This is a genomic window from Pseudomonas sp. NY8896 (assembly GCF_039634505.1).
Genome location: NZ_CP132350.1, coordinates 1,650,805 through 1,669,884, shown reverse-complemented (window position 1 = coordinate 1,669,884; position 19,080 = coordinate 1,650,805). Strand labels below are relative to the sequence as shown.

Below are 19,080 nucleotides of genomic sequence, written 5' to 3'. Positions count from 1 at the left end.
ACGCGTAGCCTTCTGGCTTGCGCTGTACGTGTGGGAACGGGCTTGCCCGCGAAGAGGCCACTGCTGTCATCACAGGGCTCTTTCAAACTGCTCCGGCCAGTCCCGCCAGGTAAACACCTGCCCTTCCCGCCTCACCCGCCGCACCTCCTCCAGGTCCACCTCACACACCAGCCACTGGCTGCAATCTGGGCTCAGCGCCTCACTCAACGCCACCACCCCATCCCCCGGCATCCCATGATCCGGCGGCACGAACAACCCTGCCCGGCCAATATTCTCGTCCAACGCCGGTGACCAGGGTGCCAACCCAACCGTAGGGCTCTGCAACACGGCGATCTGGTTCTCCAGCGCCCGCGCCTGGGCGCCAATGCGTACCCGGTGGTAACCGGCCTCGGTATCGGTACAGCTCGGCGCCAGGATCAGGTCGGCACCAGCCTCGGCCAAACGCCGGGCCAGCATGGGGAACTCATTGTCATAACAGATCAGAATCCCCAGCCGACCCAATTCGGTGTCGAACACCTGCAGCCCCTGGCCTGCAGCGATGTCCCACTGTTCGCGCTCGAACCGGGTCATCATCAGTTTTTCCTGGTAGCCCAGCACACCCTGGGGGCCGAACAGCCAGGCACGGTTGCGGTAGCGCCCATCGCTGTCCAGCACCGGCACGCTACCCGGTTGCAGGTAGATCCCCCAGCGCCGGGCAAGACCCTCGCACAGTGCTTTCCAGGGTTCGATCAGCGGCTGAATACCGGCAATCGAAGCCTTCAGGTCCCCTCGCTGCTCGGCACTCAGCTGGCCACTCAGCACCAGCCCGGCGTACTCCGGTAACAACAGCAAGCGAGCGCCCGCCTCTACCGCCTCGGCACACAGGCGTTGCAGATGGTCGGCGTAGGCGTCCCAGGTTTCATGCAGTTCGATGGCGTATTGGCAGGCCGCCATACGAATCATATCGGCAGCGCCTTGAGCCAGAACGACATCAACTTGTCGGAGCTTTCCGGTTCGTCCAAGTCGCGCCAGGCATAGCGGGTGCGTAGCGACGGGTCATGCAGAAAGCCGCGATTGCGCCAGAAGCCGTGCAAGGGTTTGTAGTCCGCTGGCCGTCGCGGGTGCACGCCTGGCCGCTCCACCGCGCAGAACGCGCAGTAATCGAACTCGGCCAGTTTGTGCGCGTAGGACTCGCGTTCGATGAAGAAGCGCACCCCCAGGCCCTGGCCACGGTATTCGGGCAGCACCAGCGATTCGCCAAAGTAATACACACTGGCGGGGTCGCGGCCTTGGGCCAGGAACGGCTGCTGGAATTCGGCCGCGACATCCACCAGCGGCAGGCCGGTAGAGGCACCGACCACCTTGCCGTCGTCCAGCGCCAGCACTACCAGGCTGCGCCCGGAGCGGGCGTAGTTGGACAGGTAGTCAGCCTCATACTCCGGGGTGCCGTCGTAAAGGTAGGGAAACTCGCGGAACACGGTAAGGCGCAGGCGAGCGAGGTCATCGATGTAAGGCGCGATAGCGGCGCCGTGCAACAGGCGTATTTCCATGCTTGGCGGTCGTTTTGTCGATGTGGATGACGCGCTCGGCTAAGCCGGGCTTGAGGGGAAACCCTATCATCCGAGGCAACGACCCGCCTTTTCCCTACACGACAGGTATTGTTCCATGACCGCTACCGAACTGGTAAATGCTTACTACGCCGCCTTCAACGCCGGCGACATGCCGGGCTTTCTGGCGCTGCTCAGCGAGGACGTGATCCACGACATCAACCAGGGCGAGCGGCAGATGGGCAAGGCCAGGTTTGCTGCGTTCATGGACAAGATGAACCGCTGCTACCGCGAACGTCTGGCCGACATCGTGGTGATGCAAAACGCCGATGGCAGCCGCGCGGCAGCGGAGTTCACCGTGCATGGCGAATACTTGGCCGATGACCAAGGGCTGCCAACTGCCAACGGGCAGACCTATGTACTGCCGGCGGGGGCTTTCTTCTACATCCACTGCGGCAAGATTGCCCGGGTGACCAACTACTACAACCTCAATGACTGGGTTGAGCAGGTTGCCTAAGCCTGACACGCCTGCTCCCGGGGGCGGTGGTAAACCTGCGGGAGCAGGCGTGCCTGCGAAGGGGCCCGATCAGGCGATACGGGTACCCAGCACTTTGAGGAAGGCCGCCAGCCACGCCGGATGCGCTGGCCATGCGGGGGCAGTGACCAGGTTGCCGTCCACATGCGCCTGGTCCACTGCGATATCGATGAACGTACCGCCCGCCAATCGCACTTCCGGCGCACATGCCGGGTACGCACTGCACTCACGCCCCTCGAGCACCCCGGCCGCCGCCAGCAGCTGAGCGCCATGGCACACCGCCGCAATCGGCTTGCCGGCCTGGTCGAACGCCCGCACCAGCTCCAGCACCTTTTCATCCAGGCGCAGGTACTCTGGCGCACGGCCACCCGGGATCAGCAATGCGTCGTAACTTTCGGGCCGCACCCGCACGAAGTCATAATTCAGGGCAAAGTTGTGCCCAGGCTTTTCGCTGTAGGTCTGCTCACCCTCGAAGTCATGAATCGCGGTGCGCACAGTCTGCCCGGCCAGCTTTTCCGGGCACACCGCATGCACTGTGTGGCCGACCATGCTCAGGGCCTGAAACGGCACCATCGCTTCATAATCTTCAACGTAGTCGCCCACCAGCATGAGAATTTTCTTCGCCGTCATCACGCCCACTCCTTCGGTTAACTGTGAATAGTCACTGCACGATAGCCGCTGTCAGTCCCGACGGTCGAGGAAGTTGACCACCAACCGATCGAGCCAGCCCCAGATCCGTTGTTTCACCCTGCGCCACAAAGGGCGCGCATGCCAATGGGCAAGGTCGACTTCCTCGCATTGGGCAAAATCGCGCTCGAAGCTGGCCACCACCGCCGCCGTCAACGATGGGTCCAGCGCCTCGATGTTGGCTTCAAGGTTGAAGCGCAGGTTCCAGTGGTCGAAGTTGCACGAACCGACGCTGACCCAGTCGTCCACCACCGCCATTTTCAGGTGCAGGAAGCACGGCTGGTACTCGAAAATCCGCACCCCGGCGCGCAGCAGGCGTGGGTAGTAGCGATGCCCGGCGTAGCGCACCGAGGGATGGTCGGTGCGGGGGCCGGTCAGCAGCAGGCGCACGTCCAGCCCCTTGCTGGCGGCCCGGCGCAACGAGCGGCGCACGCTCCAGGTCGGCAGGAAGTACGGTGTGGCCAGCCACACCCGTTGCTTGCCGCTGTTCAGCGCCCTCACCAGCGCATGCAGGATGTCCTGGTGCTGGCGGGCGTCGGCATAAGCGACCCGGCCCATGCCTTGCCCTTGTGCGGGCACCTTGGGCAGGCGCGGCAGGCCAAAGCCCTCGGCAGGGCGCCAGGCGGTGCGGCGGTTGTTGGCGTGCCACTGGCGATCGAACAGCAACTGCCAGTCGTTCACCACTGGCCCCTGCATCTGCACCATCACTTCGTGCCATTCGCTGGTCGCTTCGCCCGGCGTCCAGAATTCGTCGGTAACGCCCGTGCCCCCCACCACTGCCCAACGCTCGTCCACCAGCAGCAGTTTGCGGTGGTCGCGATACAGGTTGCGCAGGCCACGCTTCCAGCGCAGGCGGTTGTACCAGCGCAGGTACACGCCGGCGTCCGACAGGCGTTGGCGCAGCGCGCTGTTGAAAGCCAATGAGCCGTAGTCGTCAAACAGGCAACGCACCCGCACGCCGCGCCGGGCGGCCTGTTCCAGCGCTTCGACCACCGCCTCGGCACAGGCGCCGGCCTCGACCAGGTACAGTTCCAGGTCCACCTGAAACTCCGCGTGCTCGATCGCATTGAGCATGCGTGGGAAGAACGCGGGGCCGTCGATCAGCAATTCGAACTGGTTGCCATCCCGCCAGGGGAAGACTGGCCCCGCCATGTCAGCGAGCGGTGAAAATCAGCACCGCACTCACCGGCACCGATGGGTTGATGGACTTCAACTTGGCAAACTTGCGCAGGCTTTCCAGCCCAGGCAGCAAGCCGAAATCCTCGGCACGCAGCAGCAGCGGCTCGAGGGTTACAACCTGGAAGCGCCGCGCATCCAGGCGGGTGGCCAGTAGCAGGGCGTTGTAGCTGTGCGACTGGCCATGCAGGGTAACCGTTAGCGGCAGGCGCAACTCGATCTGCGCACCGTCGGCCAGGTCATTGATCGGCCGCAGGTCGATCTGTGCCTTCACTGTGGCCTCGGCAAATCGCTCGACCTCGAACAGGTTGTCGCGCATCTGCTCGTCACGCAGCGGGATGCCGCTGCTCACCGAGTCCATCTCGATACTCAACCCCGCCACACCCTTGCGGTCGACCGTACCGTGCAACACCAGAAAGCGATGCACTTCGGCGGTGTCGCCGTTCTTGCCGGTAATGAACGACAGGCGTGAAGACTCGCCATCAAGGTGCCAATTGGCATGGGCAGGCAGGCACAAAGCCAGCAGCAAGGCGGGTAACAGACGGGGCAGCTTGAACATGACAGATCTCGTGAAACCAAGCCGCCAACCTTACCCGCCTGCCTTCATGGCAGCAAGCGGCAGCCCTCGCGCGCGCCTTGCCAAGCGGCCTGGTTGCGCCGCCCCAGACCCTCTGCGGTCACTTGGCGCTGCCGGCTGTTTTCTTCCAGCAGGGTCAGCGGCAGCCATTGCTTCACGTAACCGTGGCAATACGCCTGATCGAAGCCCATGACAAAGCGGCACGAACAATATTCCTTGGCCGAGTAGGCCGAGAGAATGTCGGGGAAATCCGCCAGCGCCTGGCGCTCCTGCCAAGCCCAGTACAACAGCCCCGCCAGCACCAGCAGCGCTAACCGCTTCATGCTCCCGCCCCGGCCAATGCCGCCAGCACCCGCTTCAGCAGTTCGTCGTGCTGATAGCTGCCGTCGCGGTCATCGGCGTAACGCACGATCACCAATTTTTGCTCCGGTAGCACGTACAGCGCCTGGCCCCAGTGGCCAAGGGCGGCGAAGGTAGCTGCGGGGGCACTCGGCCAAGGCCGTTGGGCGTCGGTCAGCGGCTGGTTGAGCCACCAGTGCCCACCAGGGTTGGCCTCGCCGCTCAGCACTTCGGCCTGGGCAAACGGTGTGCGGTTGAAGGCTACCCAGGCCTTTGGCAGCAGTTGCCGGCCCTGCCAGCGGCCGTCGCGCTGCATCAGCAGGCCGATACGCGCCAGGTCGCGGGTACTGAGGTACAGATAGGAAGAGCCCACGTAAGTGCCTGCCCGGTCACGCTCCCACACCGCACTGTCGATACCCAGCGGGGTGAACAGTGCCTGCCAGGGGTAATCCGGGTACTGGCCCGCATCGAGCATGCCGCGCAGCGCGGCGGCCAGCAGGTTGCTGTCGCCACTGGAATAGAGAAATCGCTGCCCAGGGCTGGCCGACGTACCCCGCGCGGCCGTGTAGGCCGCCATGTCCGCACGACCACGGGTATACAACATGGCCACCACTGAGGATTTCAGCGGGGCGTACTCGTAGTCTTCCTGCCAGGCAAGGCCACTGGCCCAGTGCAGCAGGTCGGCCATACGCACGCCCGGATGCGCGCGCATGGGTGGATAGAAGCGGCTGACCGCGTCTTGCAGCTGAAAGCGGCCTTCGCCCTGGGCCACCCCCAGTAGCGTGGCCAGTACGCTTTTGCTCACCGACCAGGTCAGGTGCGCGGTGGCGGCAGTGGTGGGCGCGGTGTAGCGCTCGTGGACGATACGACCGTCGCGGATGATCAGCAAGGCGTCGGTGCGGATGCCACTACGCTCGGAGGGGGCGCGTTCGGGGAAGGCGTAGGCGTCGACGGCTTGCCAATCGAATGCGGCAGGGTCGCTTTGCCACTCCGGGTCAGGCCACTCTTCAGCCCAGGCGGGCGCCATGGCCATGCACAAAAGCAGCAGCAGACCTTTCAGCATCCCCATACAGGCTCACTTTTGTTGGGGCAGCAACGCGGCCCCAGGATTCAGAAGTTCACCCAAAGCTATCAGCCATTCATGACAATCCGGCAGCCGCCCAAGCTTTGTTCAACCGTTTCTCCCGCGCCGCCGCAGCCAACGCCATCACCCCTTGGTCACGCTGCCAGATTTGCGCCCAATGCACCGGCCCTGCTGCCAAGGCCGCGTCGATCGCCCCTCGCAACGCCTGAAACTGCGCGAACAACCCACCCAGCAGCAAATGGCAACCCGTGCTGTCAGCACACTGCCGGCTGCCCTCGGCACACCCTGCCAGCAACCCCAGCAGTTGCAGGCGCAAGTCCTGTGGCCAGGCGCTCTCCTGCCCCACGCCATACAACCAGGCCGTCAGTGCCGTGAGCACATACAAGTCTTCCAGCGAGCGAAACGGCTTCACGTAGGCATCCCAGCCGTCACCGGCCAGCAACTCGCACGCGGCCTGCTCCAGCAGCAATCGGCCATGGCCCACTTCCGGCATCAGCGGCAGGGTCGGCAGTGGCTCCAGCTTCACCCCCGGCTCACCGGGATAAACCACCGCCAGGTTCAGTTGCGGCGCCGCGCCAGCCGCTTCGCTACGCGCCGCCACCAGCAACCACTCCGCCTCCAGGCCTGCGGTAACGAAGTCCTTGCTGCCCGTCAGCCGCAAGCCGTCCAGCCGCGTGTGCATGTCCGCTGGCCGCACACTGCGCCGCTCGGTGGCACACAAGGCGCCAAGGCTGGGCGGCGCACTGGGCCAAAGCACCCGCAGAGCGGCCTGGTAACCCACCAGAAAGGCCAGGCCAGGGGTGGCCATCGCGCGCCCGCCCAGTGCCGCGAGTTCGAACGGGGCAACCGGTCCGAGGCGCTCGAGCAGCCCGGCGTAGGTTTCGCCCAGGGTGCCTGCCAGCGCGTGGCGAAGCGGGTCGTTGAGTCGTTGCAACCAGGCCATGGCACAGCTCCTTGCTGGGGGCTTTCGGGGAAGGCTCAGGGGGTGTCACGCAAGCATCACCAAAGATTCACAGGGGTGACACCACGTCTACCTAGGCTGACTTTGCACAACAAAGCCGACCGGCCGCAACCCTTCATGGCTGGCTTATGGAGACTCGCAATGACTCGGATCGCTCACGCTAGCGACAACAGCACTGAACGCCGTCTGCAAGCCGAACGCCTGGTTGGCGCCGCGGCGCTGCAAGAAGCCCAGGCCCTGCGCTACAAAGTGTTCAGCGCAGAATTCAAGGCCAAGCTCAAAGGTGCCGAGCAGGGCCTGGACATGGACGACTACGACGTGCACTGCCGCCACATTGGTGTGCGCGACCTGAGCACCGGCGAACTGGTTGCCACCACCCGCCTGCTCGACCACCAGGCCGCCAGCAGCCTGGGCCGTTTCTACAGCGAAGAAGAATTCAGCCTGCACGGCCTGTTGCAACTGCAAGGCCCGATCCTTGAACTGGGCCGTACCTGCGTGGCCCCCGACTACCGCAACGGCGGCACCATCGCCGTGCTCTGGGGCGAACTGGCCGAGGTGCTCAACGAGGGTCGCTACAGCTACCTGATGGGCTGCGCCAGCATCCCCATGCAGGACGGCGGCGTGCAGGCCCATGCGGTGATGCAGCGCCTGCGTGACCGTTACCTGTGCACCGAGCACCTGCGTGCCGAGCCGAAAAACCCGCTGCCGAAGCTGGCCCTGCCCACTAACGTCATTGCCGAAATGCCACCGCTGCTCAAAGCCTACATGCGCCTGGGCGCGAAGATTTGCGGCGAGCCATGCTGGGACGAGGACTTCCAGGTGGCTGACGTGTTCATCCTGCTCAAGCGCGACGAACTGTGCCCACGCTACGCTCGCCACTTCAAGGCGGCGGTCTGATGCCGAAGTTGCGGGTGTTGGCCCGCCTGACTCGACTGCTGCTGGTACTGGCGCTGGGCATGCTGATGGCCAGCATGATTGCCTTGAGCGAGCGACTGGGCTTCAAGACGCCGATCGAGCGCCGTCAACGCTGGACCTGCCTGTTCATGAAGCGCTTGGTCGCTGCCCTGCCCTTCGACGTGAAAGTCATCGGCGAGCTGCCGCAGCGGCCGATGCTGTGGGTCAGCAACCATGTGTCCTGGGCCGACATCCCTCTGCTGGGCATGCTGATGCCGCTGTCGTTTCTGTCCAAGGCCGAAGTGCGCCACTGGCCGGTGGCCGGCTGGCTGGCGGAAAAAGCCGGCACGCTTTTCATTCGTCGGGGCGGTGGCGACAGCCAGCGCCTGCGCGAACAGATCGCCGGGCAGTTGGGCCTGGCTCGACCGCTGCTGATCTTCCCCGAAGGCACCACGACCAACGGTCGCACCTTGCGCACCTTCCATGGCCGCCTGCTGGCCGGAGCCATCGACCGAGGTGTGGCGGTGCAGCCGGTGGCTATCCAGTATTTGCGCGATGGCCAGCTCGATCCGATTGCGCCGTTCATCGGTGATGACGACCTGGTATCGCACCTGATGCGCTTGTTTGCCCAACCGCGGGCCGAGGTGTGCATTCACCTGCTGCAGCCGATTGGTAGTGTGGGCAAGGAACGTGCGGTGCTGGCGTTGCAGGCACAGCAGGCGATCCATTTGGCGTTGTTCGGGGTTGAAGAAGTTGAGCTGGCGCCACGGCGGCAGGCACGGGCTGCCTGATTTTTCGCACTATCGCTACCGGCCTCTTCGCGGGCGTGCCCGCGAAGAGGCCGAAACAGAACTAACTGTCAGACAACCGCCCCGCCGCCGCAAAGGCCTGCAACTGCGGATAAAACGCCCTGAAGTCCGCCAGCAATGGCTCATACAGCCGCTCCAGCTCGCCCATCACCCCGGACATCCCTTCAGGGCGTGACAGGCGCCGAGCAATGCCATTGAACACCTGCTCCAATGTGGCGAAATCACCATAGGCCCCCAGCCAGTCATCCGCCGCCATGAACGGTGCAATCCGCGCCAGCCGCCCCGGCAGTTGTGGCTCTGCCAGCAGCACCCGGTAAAACGCCCCAGTGAACTGTGCCAGTGGCTGCTCGGCATAATCACGCCAATGTCGCGCCAGGCAATGGTCGAAGAACACATCCAGGACAATGCCGGCAAAGCGCCGCCGCTCACGCGGAAAACGCGCCAGCGCCGCCAATACCAACGGGTGCCGATCGGTGTAGCTGTCGATATGCCGATGCAGCCGAATGGCCGCCTCCAGCGCAGGCGGAAAGCGCCCTTCCAGCGAGCCTTTGACAAAGTCGCCATACAGGCTGCCAAGCAGTTGTTGCGGCGCCGGGCCGCCCAGGTGCAAGTGTGCGAGGTAATTCATGCACGCAGTCTAGCACCGCCAGCACGTATATCGTTATAACGCGATATACCGATTCGCGCTCAGCTCAGAACACCTTCGTATTTGTATATCGGAATTCAGCGATTTACATTTCGCCCTATCGCGATATGCCGCTACAACGAGCCTCAACCATGCCACTCGATCTCGACGAAATCATAAAAGCGCTGGCCCATCCGGTCAGGCGAGAAATCCTCAGCTGGCTGAAAGACCCGGCAACCCAGTTTCCCGACCAGTACCACAGCACCGAAAACGGTGTGTGCGCCGGGCAGATCGACCAACGCTGCGGCCTGTCGCAGTCGACCGTCTCTGCCCACCTGGCCACCTTGCAGCGCGCCGGGCTCATCAGCAGCCAGAAGATTGGCCAATGGCACTTCTTCAAACGCGACGAAGACACCATCCAGGCGTTCCTCGAACAACTGCGCCAAGCACTTTGACAAGGCAGGTAACCGCTATGACCACGCTTTTCGATCCGATCACCCTGGGCGACCTGCAACTGCCCAACCGCATCATCATGGCCCCGCTCACCCGCTGCCGCGCCGATGAAGGGCGCGTGCCCAATGCGCTGATGGCCGAGTACTACGTACAGCGTGCCAGTGCCGGGCTGATTCTCAGCGAGGCGACCTCGGTCAGCGCCATGGGGGTCGGCTACCCGGATACCCCCGGTATCTGGAACGATGAACAAGTTCGTGGCTGGAACAATGTGACCAAGGCCGTACACGGCGCAGGCGGGCGTATCTTCCTGCAGCTGTGGCACGTGGGCCGCATCTCCCACCCCAGCTACCTGAATGGCGAACTGCCGGTGGCTCCCAGCGCGATCCAGGCCAAGGGCCATGTCAGCCTGGTACGCCCACTGAGTGACTACCCCACCCCGCGTGCGCTGGAAACCGAAGAAATCACTGACATCGTCGAGGCCTACCGCAGCGGCGCGGAAAATGCCAAGGCGGCCGGCTTCGATGGTGTGGAGATCCACGGTGCCAACGGTTACCTGCTCGACCAGTTCCTGCAAAGCAGCACCAACCAGCGCACCGACCGTTACGGCGGCTCACTGGAAAACCGCGCGCGCCTGCTGCTGGAAGTGACCGATGCGGCCATTGAAGTGTGGGGCGCGAACCGCGTGGGCGTGCACCTGGCGCCGCGTGCCGACGCCCACGACATGGGCGACGCCGACCGCGCCGAAACCTTCACTTATGTGGCGCGCGAGCTGGGCAAGCGCGGCATCGCCTTCATCTGCTCGCGGGAACGGGAAGCCGACGACAGCATTGGCCAACTGATCAAAGAAGCGTTCGGCGGCCCGTACATCGTCAACGAGCGGTTTGACAAAGCCAGTGCCAATGCGGCCCTGGCCAGTGGCAAGGCCGATGCGGTGGCGTTCGGCGTGCCGTTCATCGCCAACCCCGACCTGCCGGCGCGGCTGGCGGCGGATGCGCCGTTGAATGACGCCCGGCCGGACACTTTCTATAGCAAGGGGCCGGTGGGGTATATCGATTATCCGCGGTTGTAACTGATTTCGCCGGGGCCGCTTTGCGGCCTTGTGCCGCGAAAGGAGGGCAAGGCCCTCCCCTGCCATGTTACGGACGGGAGTTGATCTGCTGCTGCAGGTTCTGGATCTGGCTCTGCAAGGTATTCAGGTTGCGGGTCATCTGCGCCCGGAACGCATCGAACTCCTGCACCGAAGCACCGCCTGCCGACGAAGCAGCCGGACGATTATCGATCTGGCTCTTGAGCACCAACATGTCCTGCTCCAGGCTCTGGATAGCAGCACTCGGGTTGCCTTGTTTCTTCAAGGCAGCCACATCGCTACCCAGGCTCTTGAGTTGCACGTCCAGCTTGCCGCCATCCACCTGCGCAGCCTTCAGCGCGGCAACCTGCTCGTTCAAACCCTTGAACTGGGTATCCAGCTTGCCACCATCAACCTGCCCCGAACGCAGCGCCGCCAGCTCACCATTCACCAACTTCAACTGCGCCTGCAACTGGCCTTGCAGCTCAGTCACCGCTTTCTGCTGTGCACGGGTATCGGCCAGCACCTGCTCCAGGCGCTTGCCCAGATCACCGGTCTGCCCGGCCACGCCCTGCTGCAGCTGACGCAACTGCAGCTTCAGCGCCTCGCTGCTGGTAGTCACACCGGATTCGCTGGCCTCCACCTTGCCACTGATCGCCTGCAGGCGCCCGGCCGCTTCTTCACTGATGCGGGCAAAGCTCTCCTGGGTCGCCACCAGTTGCTGCTCCATCAGCGAGATCTGCTGAAAGCTCCACCAGCCCAAGCCCGCCAACGCGATAAACGAGGCGCACAACAACGCCCACAACGGCGCCGTGCTGGCCCCACGGGCGGCCTTCTGGCGGCTGCGCACCACGTGCGCCGGCATCAGTTCGTCATCATCAACCGTGCCCGCCCGCAAGGTAGGCACGTCATCGTAGTCATCGTGAGCATGGTTACGCATGGATACATTCAACCGCGGTAGTCGCAAAGAGGCACGAGTATAAACCGCCAGCGCGGCGCGTTGATGACCATTGTCCGCCGGGCGGCTTCAATGCCCCGGCGGCAAGTGCTTCCACCAGCCACAGAATTCATCCAGCGCCGTCCACAGGCTGACTTTGGGCTGGTAGTCCAGGTATTGCCGGGCGCGGCTGATATCCAGGGTGAAATCACGGCTCATCACCTGCATGCCCAGGCGCGACAAGGTCGGTTGCGGGCGCCCTGGCCACAGCATGCAAGCCGCCTCGTTCAGCGCGGCGAAGCTGTAGGCCAGGCCGTAGGAACGGTAGCGGGTAACCTGTGGCAACTGCATCTGGCGCATCACGTAGTTGACCACGTCCCACAGCGGCAGCGGCTGCCCGTTGCTGATGTTGTAAGCCTGGCCCAGCGCCCGTTCATCAACGAACAGCGCACTGAGCAGCGCCTCGTTGAGGTTGTGCACACTGGTGAAATCGACCTTGTTCAGGCCATTGCCGATGATCGCCACACGGCCTTTGCGCTGCATCTGCATCAGCCGCGGGAAAATGCTGGCATCGCCGGCGCCGGTGACGAAGCGCGGGCGCAGCGCCAATACTTCGAGGCCGAACTCCTGGGCACCGAACACTTTCTGCTCGGCCAGGTGTTTGGTTTGCCCATAGTGGTCGTGGAAACGGCGCGGCACCTGGTCTTCACGGATGTCCAGGCGTGAACGGCCATTGAAATAGATCGACGGCGAAGACAGATGAACCAGGCGCCGTACATGCTCTTTCAGGCAGCCCTCGACCACATTCTCGGTAACCACCACGTTGCCCTGGTAGAAGTCCTGATAACGCCCCCAGTTGCCCACCGCGCCTGCACAGTGCACCACCGCCTCGACGCCCTGGCACAAACGCCGGGCCAACTCGGCATCGCCCAGGTCGCCGGGGATGAACTGGGCGCCGCGCTTGACCAGGTGCTCCACCCCTTCGGCACGGCGGCCGCTGACGCGCACGTCCAGGCCCTGCTCCAGGGCGAAGCGCGCAAAGCGCCCACCAATGAAGCCACTCGCGCCGGTGACCAGAATTCGCATGTAACACTCCGTCTTGCCAGATTTCAGATGCAACTGACGCCAGCCGTGGCTACAAGGGCACCAGCCAATGCCGTGCGGTGTACCGCAGGTGGTCGGTCAGTTGCGCGAGCAATTGCCCGCCATTGCGCCAATGATGCCAGTACAGCGGCACATCGATAGGGGTATCGCGGCAGATTTCCACCAATTGCCCGTTGGCCAGCTGCTCCTGGGCCTGCAGTTCTGGCACCAGGCCCCACCCCAACCCGGCTTCGGTCATGCGCAGGAAGCCTTCGGATGACGGGCACAGGTGGTGCAGGAAGCCGTCCTCGATGCCCAGCGATGCCAGGTAGCGATGCTGCAGGAAATCATCCGGGCCGTACACGATCGCCGGGGTGCGGGCCAGGCGGCTGGCGACGAAGCCGTGGGGGAAATGCCGCGCCATGAACCCGGGGCTGGCCAACGCCCGGTAACGCATGGCCCCCAGTAGCAGGCTGCGTGCGCCGGCTACCGGGCGTTCACTGCCACACAGGCAGGCCGCCACTTCGCCAGCACGCATGCGTTTCAGGCCCACCTCCTGGTCTTCTACCACCAGGTCGGTCAGCACGTTCTGTTGCGCACAGAAATTGCCCACCGCACCGGCCCACCAGGTGGCCAGGCTATCGGCGTTGAGGGCTATGCGCAGGCGCTCCGGCATGCCCTCTTCATCCAGCGCCGGCACCTGGCGCTGCAAGTCACGTTCAAGCAGGCGCACCTGCTGCACGTGGTTGAGCAACTGGCGGCCGACTTCGGTCGGGCTGGGTGGCGTGGCACGCACCAGCACCGGCTGCCCAACCCGCGCTTCGAGCAGCTTGATGCGCTGGGAGATGGCCGATTGCGACAAGCCCAGTATTTGCGCCGCACGCTCGAAACCACCTTGTTCGATCACCGCCGCGAGGGCGGCCAGGAGCTTGTAGTCGAACATCGATTTTCCTAATGACGGATCAGCTTTATTTGTTTTTCTTATACAGTGCCGAACCTCACAATAACCAGCATCTTTTACGACCTTTTTGGAGAGCCCAGCCATGTGGCAAAGCTACCTCAACGGCATGCTGGTGGCCTTCGGCCTGATCATGGCCATCGGCGCGCAGAACGCCTTCGTACTTGCCCAAAGCCTGCGCCGTGAGCATCACCTGCCGGTGGCGGCACTGTGCATCGTCTGTGATGCCCTCCTGGTGGCAGCCGGGGTGTTCGGCCTGGCCACCGTGCTGGCGCACAACCCGACCTTGCTGGCGGTCGCACGCTGGGGCGGCGCGGTGTTTCTGATCTGGTACGGCGCCAAGGCCCTGCGCAGCGCCTGCTCCAAGCAGAGCCTGCAGCACCAGCAAGGCCAGGGCGCCCGCTCACGCCGTGCCGTGCTGCTCAGCGCCCTGGCGGTGACCCTGCTAAACCCGCACGTGTACCTCGACACGGTGTTGCTGATCGGCTCGCTGGGCGCCCAGCAGACCGCCCCCGGCGCCTACGTGGCCGGCGCCGCCAGCGCCTCGCTGCTGTGGTTTTCGACCCTGGCGATCGGCGCGGCCTGGCTGGCCCCATGGCTGGCAAGGCCGGCGACCTGGCGCATGCTCGACCTGATGGTGGCGGTGATGATGTTCGCGGTGGCAGCGCAGTTGATCTTCAACTGATCGCAGGCCTGCAAGGCCCGGCACACACCTGCTGGCCTGAAAACGACCACCACTGGTCGGCGACCGCCAACCGCTCTGGAACCTCTATTCCCTATGTTTGTTGCGTGGTTATGCGCCGGGGCTGGTGCTATGATCGACCCCTTGCGTCGCAAAGAGTACAAACTCGCCGACGCTCATAGGGCCGCCCGTGATCGGCCCTGCGCAAACCGCGAACTAGACCTGAATCAGGAGATCCACCATGGCTTTTGAATTGCCGCCGCTGCCGTACGCCCACGATGCCCTGCAGCCGCACATCTCCAAGGAAACCCTGGAGTTTCACCACGACAAGCACCACAACACCTATGTCGTGAACCTGAACAACCTGGTCCCAGGCACCGAATTCGAAGGCAAGACCCTGGAAGAGATCGTCAAGACCTCTTCGGGCGGCATCTTCAACAACGCCGCTCAGGTCTGGAACCACACCTTCTACTGGAACTGCCTGGCCCCTAACGCCGGTGGCCAGCCGACCGGTGCCCTGGCAGACGCCATCAACGCCGCTTTCGGTTCCTTCGACAAGTTCAAGGAAGAATTCACCAAGACTTCGGTTGGCACCTTCGGTTCCGGCTGGGGCTGGCTGGTGAAGAAAGCTGACGGTTCCCTGGCCCTGGCCAGCACCATCGGCGCCGGCTGCCCGCTGACCAGCGGCGATACCCCGCTGCTGACCTGCGACGTCTGGGAACACGCCTACTACATCGACTACCGCAACCTGCGTCCGAAGTACGTCGAGGCGTTCTGGAACCTGGTCAACTGGGCCTTCGTTGCCGAGCAGTTCGAAGGCAAGACCTTCAAGGCCTGAGTCTTCAGCCCTGAATGAAAAGACCCGGCCATGTGCCGGGTTTTTTTATGCCTGTGCCGGCCCCCTTCACGGGTAACCCGCAGCCACAGAGGCACGCACGGTTTTGCTTGCTCAGCCCGCATAGCGCGCTAACATCAAACCTCTGGAAGATTGATACAGCGCACTCAAGTTGCGGGGTCAGGCAACCGATACACTGCTCATGATCGGCCGATAGTGTATCGTCATCGTTGATGGCAAAATGATGCCATGCGCATGGATTAAGGAAACCCCATTGAAGCTGGAATTGCGGAACAGCTTGTCGGTCAAGTTGCTCAGGGTCGTGCTGCTGTCGGCGCTGGCGGTCGGCGTCGTGCTCAGCTGTGCGCAAATCGTCTACGACACCTACAAGACCCGCCAGGCCGTGAACAATGATGCCCAGCGCATCCTCGACATGTTCCGCGACCCTTCGACCCAGGCGGTGTACAGCCTCGACCGCGAAATGGGCATGCAGGTGATGGAAGGCCTGTTCCAGGACGAATCGGTGCGCATGGCCTCCATTGGCCACCCCAACGAAACCATGCTGGCAGAAAAGTCACGTCCATTGCAGGACATGTCCATGCGCTGGCTCACCGACCTGATCCTCGGCCAGGAACGCACCTATACCACGCAACTGGTTGGCCGCGGCCCCTACAGCGAATACTACGGCGACCTCAGCATTACCCTGGACACCTCGTCCTACGGTGAAGACTTCCTGATCAACGCGGTGATCATCTTCATTTCCGGCGTGCTGCGGGCCCTGGCCATGGGCCTGGTGCTGTATCTGGTGTACCACTGGCTGCTGACCAAACCGCTGTCGAAGATCATCGAGCACCTCACCCAGATCAACCCCGACCGCCCCAGCCAGCACCAGCTACCGCTGCTCAAAGGCCACGAGAAGAACGAGCTGGGCCTGTGGGTGAACACCGCCAACCAGTTGCTGGCCTCGATCGAGCGCAACACCCACCTGCGCCACGAGGCGGAAAACAGCCTGCAGCGCATGGCCCAGTACGACTTCCTCACCGGTCTGCCCAACCGCCAGCAATTGCAGCAGCAACTGGACAAGATTCTTGTCGACGGCGGCCGCCTGCAGCATCGCGTGGCGGTACTGTGCGTGGGTCTGGACGATTTCAAGGGCATCAACGAGCAATTCAGCTACCAGGTCGGTGACCAGCTGCTGCTGGCCCTGGCCGACCGCCTGCGCGCCCACAGCGGCCGCCTGGGCGCGCTGGCGCGGTTGGGCGGCGACCAGTTCGCCCTGGTGCAGGCCAATATCGAGCAGCCCTACGAAGCGGCCGAACTGGCGCAAAGCATCCTCGACGACCTGGAAGTGCCGTTCGACCTCGACCACGAGCAGATCCGCCTGCGCGCCACCATCGGCATCACCCTGTTCCCTGAAGACGGCGACAGCACCGAGAAACTGCTGCAGAAAGCCGAACAGACCATGACCCTGGCCAAGGCCCGTTCGCGCAACCGCTACCAGTTCTACATCGCCAGCGTCGACAGCGAGATGCGCCGCCGCCGCGAGCTGGAAAAGGACCTGCGTGAAGCCTTGCCGCGCAACCAGCTGTACCTGGTGTATCAGCCACAGATCAGCTACCGCGACCACCGCGTGGTCGGCGTAGAGGCGCTGTTGCGTTGGCAGCACCCGGAGCTGGGCATGGTGCCACCCGACCAGTTCATCCCCCTGGCCGAGCAGAACGGCAGCATCATCAGCATCGGCGAGTGGGTGCTGGACCAGGCTTGCCGGCAATTACGCGAATGGCACGACCAGGGCTTCAGCGACCTGCGCATGGCAGTCAACCTGTCCACCGTGCAGTTGCACCACAGCGAGCTGCCACGGGTGGTCAACAACCTGCTGCAGGCCTATCGCCTGCCGCCGCGCAGCCTGGAGCTGGAGGTCACCGAAACCGGCCTGATGGAAGACATCAGCACCGCCGCCCAGCACCTGCTGAGCCTGCGCCGCTCCGGGGCGCTTATTGCCATCGATGACTTCGGCACCGGCTACTCATCGCTCAGTTACCTGAAGTCGCTACCGCTGGACAAGATCAAGATCGACAAGAGCTTCGTCCAGGACCTGCTCGACGACGATGACGACGCCACCATCGTTCGCGCCATCATCCAGCTGGGCAAGAGCCTGGGCATGCAGGTAATCGCCGAAGGCGTGGAAACCGCCGAGCAAGAAACCTACATCGTTGCCCAGGGTTGCCACGAGGGCCAGGGTTACCACTACAGCAAGCCGCTGTCGGCCCGCGAGCTGACCCACTTCCTCAAGCAGGCGCAACGCAACCAGGTTTCGATGTTCTGAGCCCACCTGCCCGGTTACAGGCTGTGACCGGGAATTACATGAATTGCGTGCCCGCCCCTTTACAGCAAATGCAAATCTTTCGCATGATGTTGCGGTTTCGCGTGCCACGGCGCACGGTCCACCCCTTGGTCCAACCACACGACGCAGGAAAACCAATAATGATTCGAATGCCTCTGGCCTCCGCCAGTCTGCTGGCCATTGCCATCGCCCTCGCCGGTTGCGGCGAAGGCAAGGACGAAAAAGCCGCCGCGCCGCAAGCCCAGGCACCTGCTGCCGCCAGCACCACCGCTGCTGCGCCAGGGGCCGTCGACGAAGCCGCCGGCAAAGCCGTGGTCAAGCATTACACCGAAATGGTCTACGCCGTGTACAGCGACTCGCTGAGCACCGCCAAGACACTGCAGACCGCCATCGACGCGTTCCTGGCCAAGCCCAACGACGAAACCCTGAAGGCCGCCAAGGAAGCCTGGTTCGCCGCGCGCGTACCGTACCTGCAAAGCGAAGCCTTCCGCTTCGGCAACACCATCATCGACGACTGGGAAGGCCAGGTGAACGCCTGGCCCCTGGACGAAGGCCTGATCGACTACGTCGACAAGAGCTACGAGCACGCCTTGGGCAACCCGGCCGCCGGCGCCAACATCATCGCCAACACCGAGATTCAGGTGGGTGAAGAGAAGGTCGACGTCAAGGACATTACCCCCGAGAAACTGGCCAGCCTGAACGAGCTGGCGGGCTCCGAGGCCAACGTCGCCACCGGCTACCACGCCATCGAGTTCCTGCTCTGGGGCCAGGACCTGAACGGCACCGGCCCAGGCGCTGGCAACCGCCCGGCATCCGACTACCTGGAAGGCCAGGGCGCTACCGGTGGCCACAACGACCGCCGTCGTGCCTACCTGAAAGCGGTTACCGACCTGCTGGTCAGCGACCTCGAAGAGATGGTCGGCAACTGGGCACCGAACGTCGCCGACAACTACCGCGCCAAGCTGGAAGCCGAGCCTGTCAACGACGGCCTGCGCAAGATGCTGTTCGGCATGGGCAGCCTGTCGCTGGGCGAACTGGCTGGCGAGCGCATGAAGGTTTCGCTGGAAGCCAACTCGCCGGAAGACGAGCAGGACTGCTTCAGCGACAACACCCACTACTCGCACTTCTACGACGCCAAGGGCATCCGCAACGTCTACCTGGGCGAGTACACCCGCCCGGACGGCACCAAGGTAAGCGGCCCAAGCCTGTCGTCGTTGGTCGCCAAGGTCGACCCGGCTACCGATGCAGCCCTCAAGGCCGACCTGGAGGCCACCGAAGCCAAGATTCAGGTGATCGTCGACCACGCCCTCAAAGGCGAGCACTACGACCAACTGATCGCTGCCGACAACGCGGCCGGCAACCAGATCGTGCGTGACGCCATCGCCGCCCTGGTCAAGCAGACCGGTTCGATCGAGCAGGCTGCAGGCAAGCTGGGCATCGCCAACCTGAACCCGGACACTGCGGATCACGAATTCTGATCCTGCTGTAGCGGTACTGAAAGAGGCGGCC

At 63.6% G+C, this 19,080-nt stretch carries 21 protein-coding genes; 9 read left to right on the top strand and 12 right to left on the bottom strand.

The window, feature by feature from the left end; translation table 11 throughout:
• Positions 1 to 69: 69 nt before the first annotated feature.
• Complete coding sequence (locus Q9451_RS07460) at positions 70 to 942, bottom strand: carbon-nitrogen hydrolase family protein (RefSeq protein WP_012274005.1); 873 nt, start codon at positions 940 to 942, stop codon at positions 70 to 72.
• Positions 939 to 1,529: a GNAT family N-acetyltransferase gene (locus tag Q9451_RS07455; RefSeq protein WP_012274006.1), complete on the bottom strand. Its 591-nt coding sequence runs from the start codon at positions 1,527 to 1,529 to the stop codon at positions 939 to 941. Before Q9451_RS07455 ends, Q9451_RS07460 begins: the two co-directional genes overlap by 4 nt.
• A 115-nt stretch (positions 1,530 to 1,644) precedes the next feature.
• Here Q9451_RS07455 and Q9451_RS07450 point away from each other — a divergent pair, with 115 nt between their 5' ends.
• Positions 1,645 to 2,043 (top strand): nuclear transport factor 2 family protein, encoded by a 399-nt coding sequence (locus Q9451_RS07450; protein ID WP_012274007.1) that lies wholly within the window; start codon positions 1,645 to 1,647, stop codon positions 2,041 to 2,043.
• 69 nt (positions 2,044 to 2,112) lie between these two features.
• On the opposite strand, the gene Q9451_RS07445 is transcribed toward Q9451_RS07450, so the two are convergent.
• The 6 genes from Q9451_RS07445 to Q9451_RS07420 form a co-directional block, all read right to left on the bottom strand.
• Positions 2,113 to 2,694 carry a DJ-1/PfpI family protein gene (locus tag Q9451_RS07445; RefSeq protein ID WP_171577218.1) on the bottom strand — a complete coding sequence of 194 codons (582 nt, stop codon included), beginning with the start codon at positions 2,692 to 2,694 and terminating at the stop codon, positions 2,113 to 2,115.
• A 48-nt stretch (positions 2,695 to 2,742) separates the two neighbouring features.
• Positions 2,743 to 3,900 (bottom strand): phosphatidylserine/phosphatidylglycerophosphate/cardiolipin synthase family protein, encoded by a 1,158-nt coding sequence (locus tag Q9451_RS07440; RefSeq protein WP_012274009.1) that lies wholly within the window; start codon positions 3,898 to 3,900, stop codon positions 2,743 to 2,745.
• A 1-nt stretch (position 3,901) separates the two neighbouring features.
• Positions 3,902 to 4,483 carry a YceI family protein gene (locus tag Q9451_RS07435; RefSeq protein ID WP_012274010.1) on the bottom strand — a complete coding sequence of 194 codons (582 nt, stop codon included), beginning with the start codon at positions 4,481 to 4,483 and terminating at the stop codon, positions 3,902 to 3,904.
• A 44-nt stretch (positions 4,484 to 4,527) separates the two neighbouring features.
• Complete coding sequence (locus tag Q9451_RS07430; RefSeq protein ID WP_012274011.1) at positions 4,528 to 4,824, bottom strand: hypothetical protein; 297 nt, start codon at positions 4,822 to 4,824, stop codon at positions 4,528 to 4,530.
• Complete coding sequence (locus Q9451_RS07425) at positions 4,821 to 5,903, bottom strand: serine hydrolase (RefSeq protein WP_041166781.1); 1,083 nt, start codon at positions 5,901 to 5,903, stop codon at positions 4,821 to 4,823. The genes Q9451_RS07430 and Q9451_RS07425 overlap by 4 nt, the downstream gene beginning before the upstream one ends.
• Before the next feature lie 76 nt (positions 5,904 to 5,979).
• The gene (locus Q9451_RS07420) at positions 5,980 to 6,867 is read right to left on the bottom strand and encodes a hypothetical protein (RefSeq protein WP_012274013.1); all 888 of its coding nucleotides are present in this window, start codon (positions 6,865 to 6,867) and stop codon (positions 5,980 to 5,982) included.
• Between the two features lie 159 nt (positions 6,868 to 7,026).
• On the opposite strand from Q9451_RS07420, the gene olsB reads away from it, so the two are divergent.
• Entirely contained in the window at positions 7,027 to 7,782 is a 756-nt protein-coding gene (gene olsB / locus Q9451_RS07415) for an L-ornithine N(alpha)-acyltransferase (protein ID WP_012274014.1), read from the top strand.
• Positions 7,782 to 8,570, top strand: a complete 789-nt coding sequence (locus tag Q9451_RS07410; RefSeq protein ID WP_012274015.1) for a lysophospholipid acyltransferase family protein — start codon at positions 7,782 to 7,784, stop codon at positions 8,568 to 8,570. The genes olsB and Q9451_RS07410 overlap by 1 nt, the downstream gene beginning before the upstream one ends.
• A gap of 61 nt (positions 8,571 to 8,631) precedes the next feature.
• Here Q9451_RS07410 and Q9451_RS07405 read toward each other — a convergent pair whose 3' ends face one another.
• Positions 8,632 to 9,216, bottom strand: coding sequence for an ACP phosphodiesterase (locus Q9451_RS07405; RefSeq protein ID WP_012274016.1), 585 nt, complete (start codon positions 9,214 to 9,216; stop codon positions 8,632 to 8,634).
• Positions 9,217 to 9,365: 149 nt separating this feature from the next.
• Between Q9451_RS07405 and Q9451_RS07400 the strand changes: the two genes are divergently transcribed.
• Both Q9451_RS07400 and Q9451_RS07395 read left to right on the top strand, forming a co-directional pair.
• Complete coding sequence (locus tag Q9451_RS07400; RefSeq protein ID WP_012274017.1) at positions 9,366 to 9,668, top strand: helix-turn-helix transcriptional regulator; 303 nt, start codon at positions 9,366 to 9,368, stop codon at positions 9,666 to 9,668.
• Between the two features lie 17 nt (positions 9,669 to 9,685).
• Complete coding sequence (locus tag Q9451_RS07395) at positions 9,686 to 10,735, top strand: alkene reductase (protein WP_012274018.1); 1,050 nt, start codon at positions 9,686 to 9,688, stop codon at positions 10,733 to 10,735.
• Between the two features lie 67 nt (positions 10,736 to 10,802).
• On the opposite strand, the gene Q9451_RS07390 is transcribed toward Q9451_RS07395, so the two are convergent.
• The 3 genes from Q9451_RS07390 to Q9451_RS07380 form a co-directional block, all read right to left on the bottom strand.
• Positions 10,803 to 11,672 (bottom strand): hypothetical protein, encoded by an 870-nt coding sequence (locus Q9451_RS07390; protein ID WP_012274019.1) that lies wholly within the window; start codon positions 11,670 to 11,672, stop codon positions 10,803 to 10,805.
• 87 nt (positions 11,673 to 11,759) lie between these two features.
• Positions 11,760 to 12,755 carry an NAD(P)-dependent oxidoreductase gene (locus Q9451_RS07385; protein ID WP_012274020.1) on the bottom strand — a complete coding sequence of 332 codons (996 nt, stop codon included), beginning with the start codon at positions 12,753 to 12,755 and terminating at the stop codon, positions 11,760 to 11,762.
• Between the two features lie 49 nt (positions 12,756 to 12,804).
• Entirely contained in the window at positions 12,805 to 13,695 is an 891-nt protein-coding gene (locus Q9451_RS07380; RefSeq protein WP_012274021.1) for a LysR family transcriptional regulator ArgP, read from the bottom strand.
• A 100-nt stretch (positions 13,696 to 13,795) separates the two neighbouring features.
• Between Q9451_RS07380 and Q9451_RS07375 the strand changes: the two genes are divergently transcribed.
• The 4 genes from Q9451_RS07375 (at position 13,796) to Q9451_RS07360 (ending at position 19,049) form a co-directional block, all read left to right on the top strand.
• Entirely contained in the window at positions 13,796 to 14,395 is a 600-nt protein-coding gene (locus tag Q9451_RS07375; protein WP_012274022.1) for a LysE/ArgO family amino acid transporter, read from the top strand.
• A gap of 238 nt (positions 14,396 to 14,633) precedes the next feature.
• Positions 14,634 to 15,230 carry a Fe-Mn family superoxide dismutase gene (locus Q9451_RS07370; RefSeq protein ID WP_012274023.1) on the top strand — a complete coding sequence of 199 codons (597 nt, stop codon included), beginning with the start codon at positions 14,634 to 14,636 and terminating at the stop codon, positions 15,228 to 15,230.
• Positions 15,231 to 15,501: 271 nt separating this feature from the next.
• Positions 15,502 to 17,553: a GGDEF domain-containing phosphodiesterase gene (locus Q9451_RS07365; RefSeq protein WP_060494282.1), complete on the top strand. Its 2,052-nt coding sequence runs from the start codon at positions 15,502 to 15,504 to the stop codon at positions 17,551 to 17,553.
• 158 nt (positions 17,554 to 17,711) lie between these two features.
• Positions 17,712 to 19,049, top strand: a complete 1,338-nt coding sequence (locus tag Q9451_RS07360; RefSeq protein ID WP_012274025.1) for an imelysin family protein — start codon at positions 17,712 to 17,714, stop codon at positions 19,047 to 19,049.
• Positions 19,050 to 19,080 lie beyond the last annotated feature (31 nt).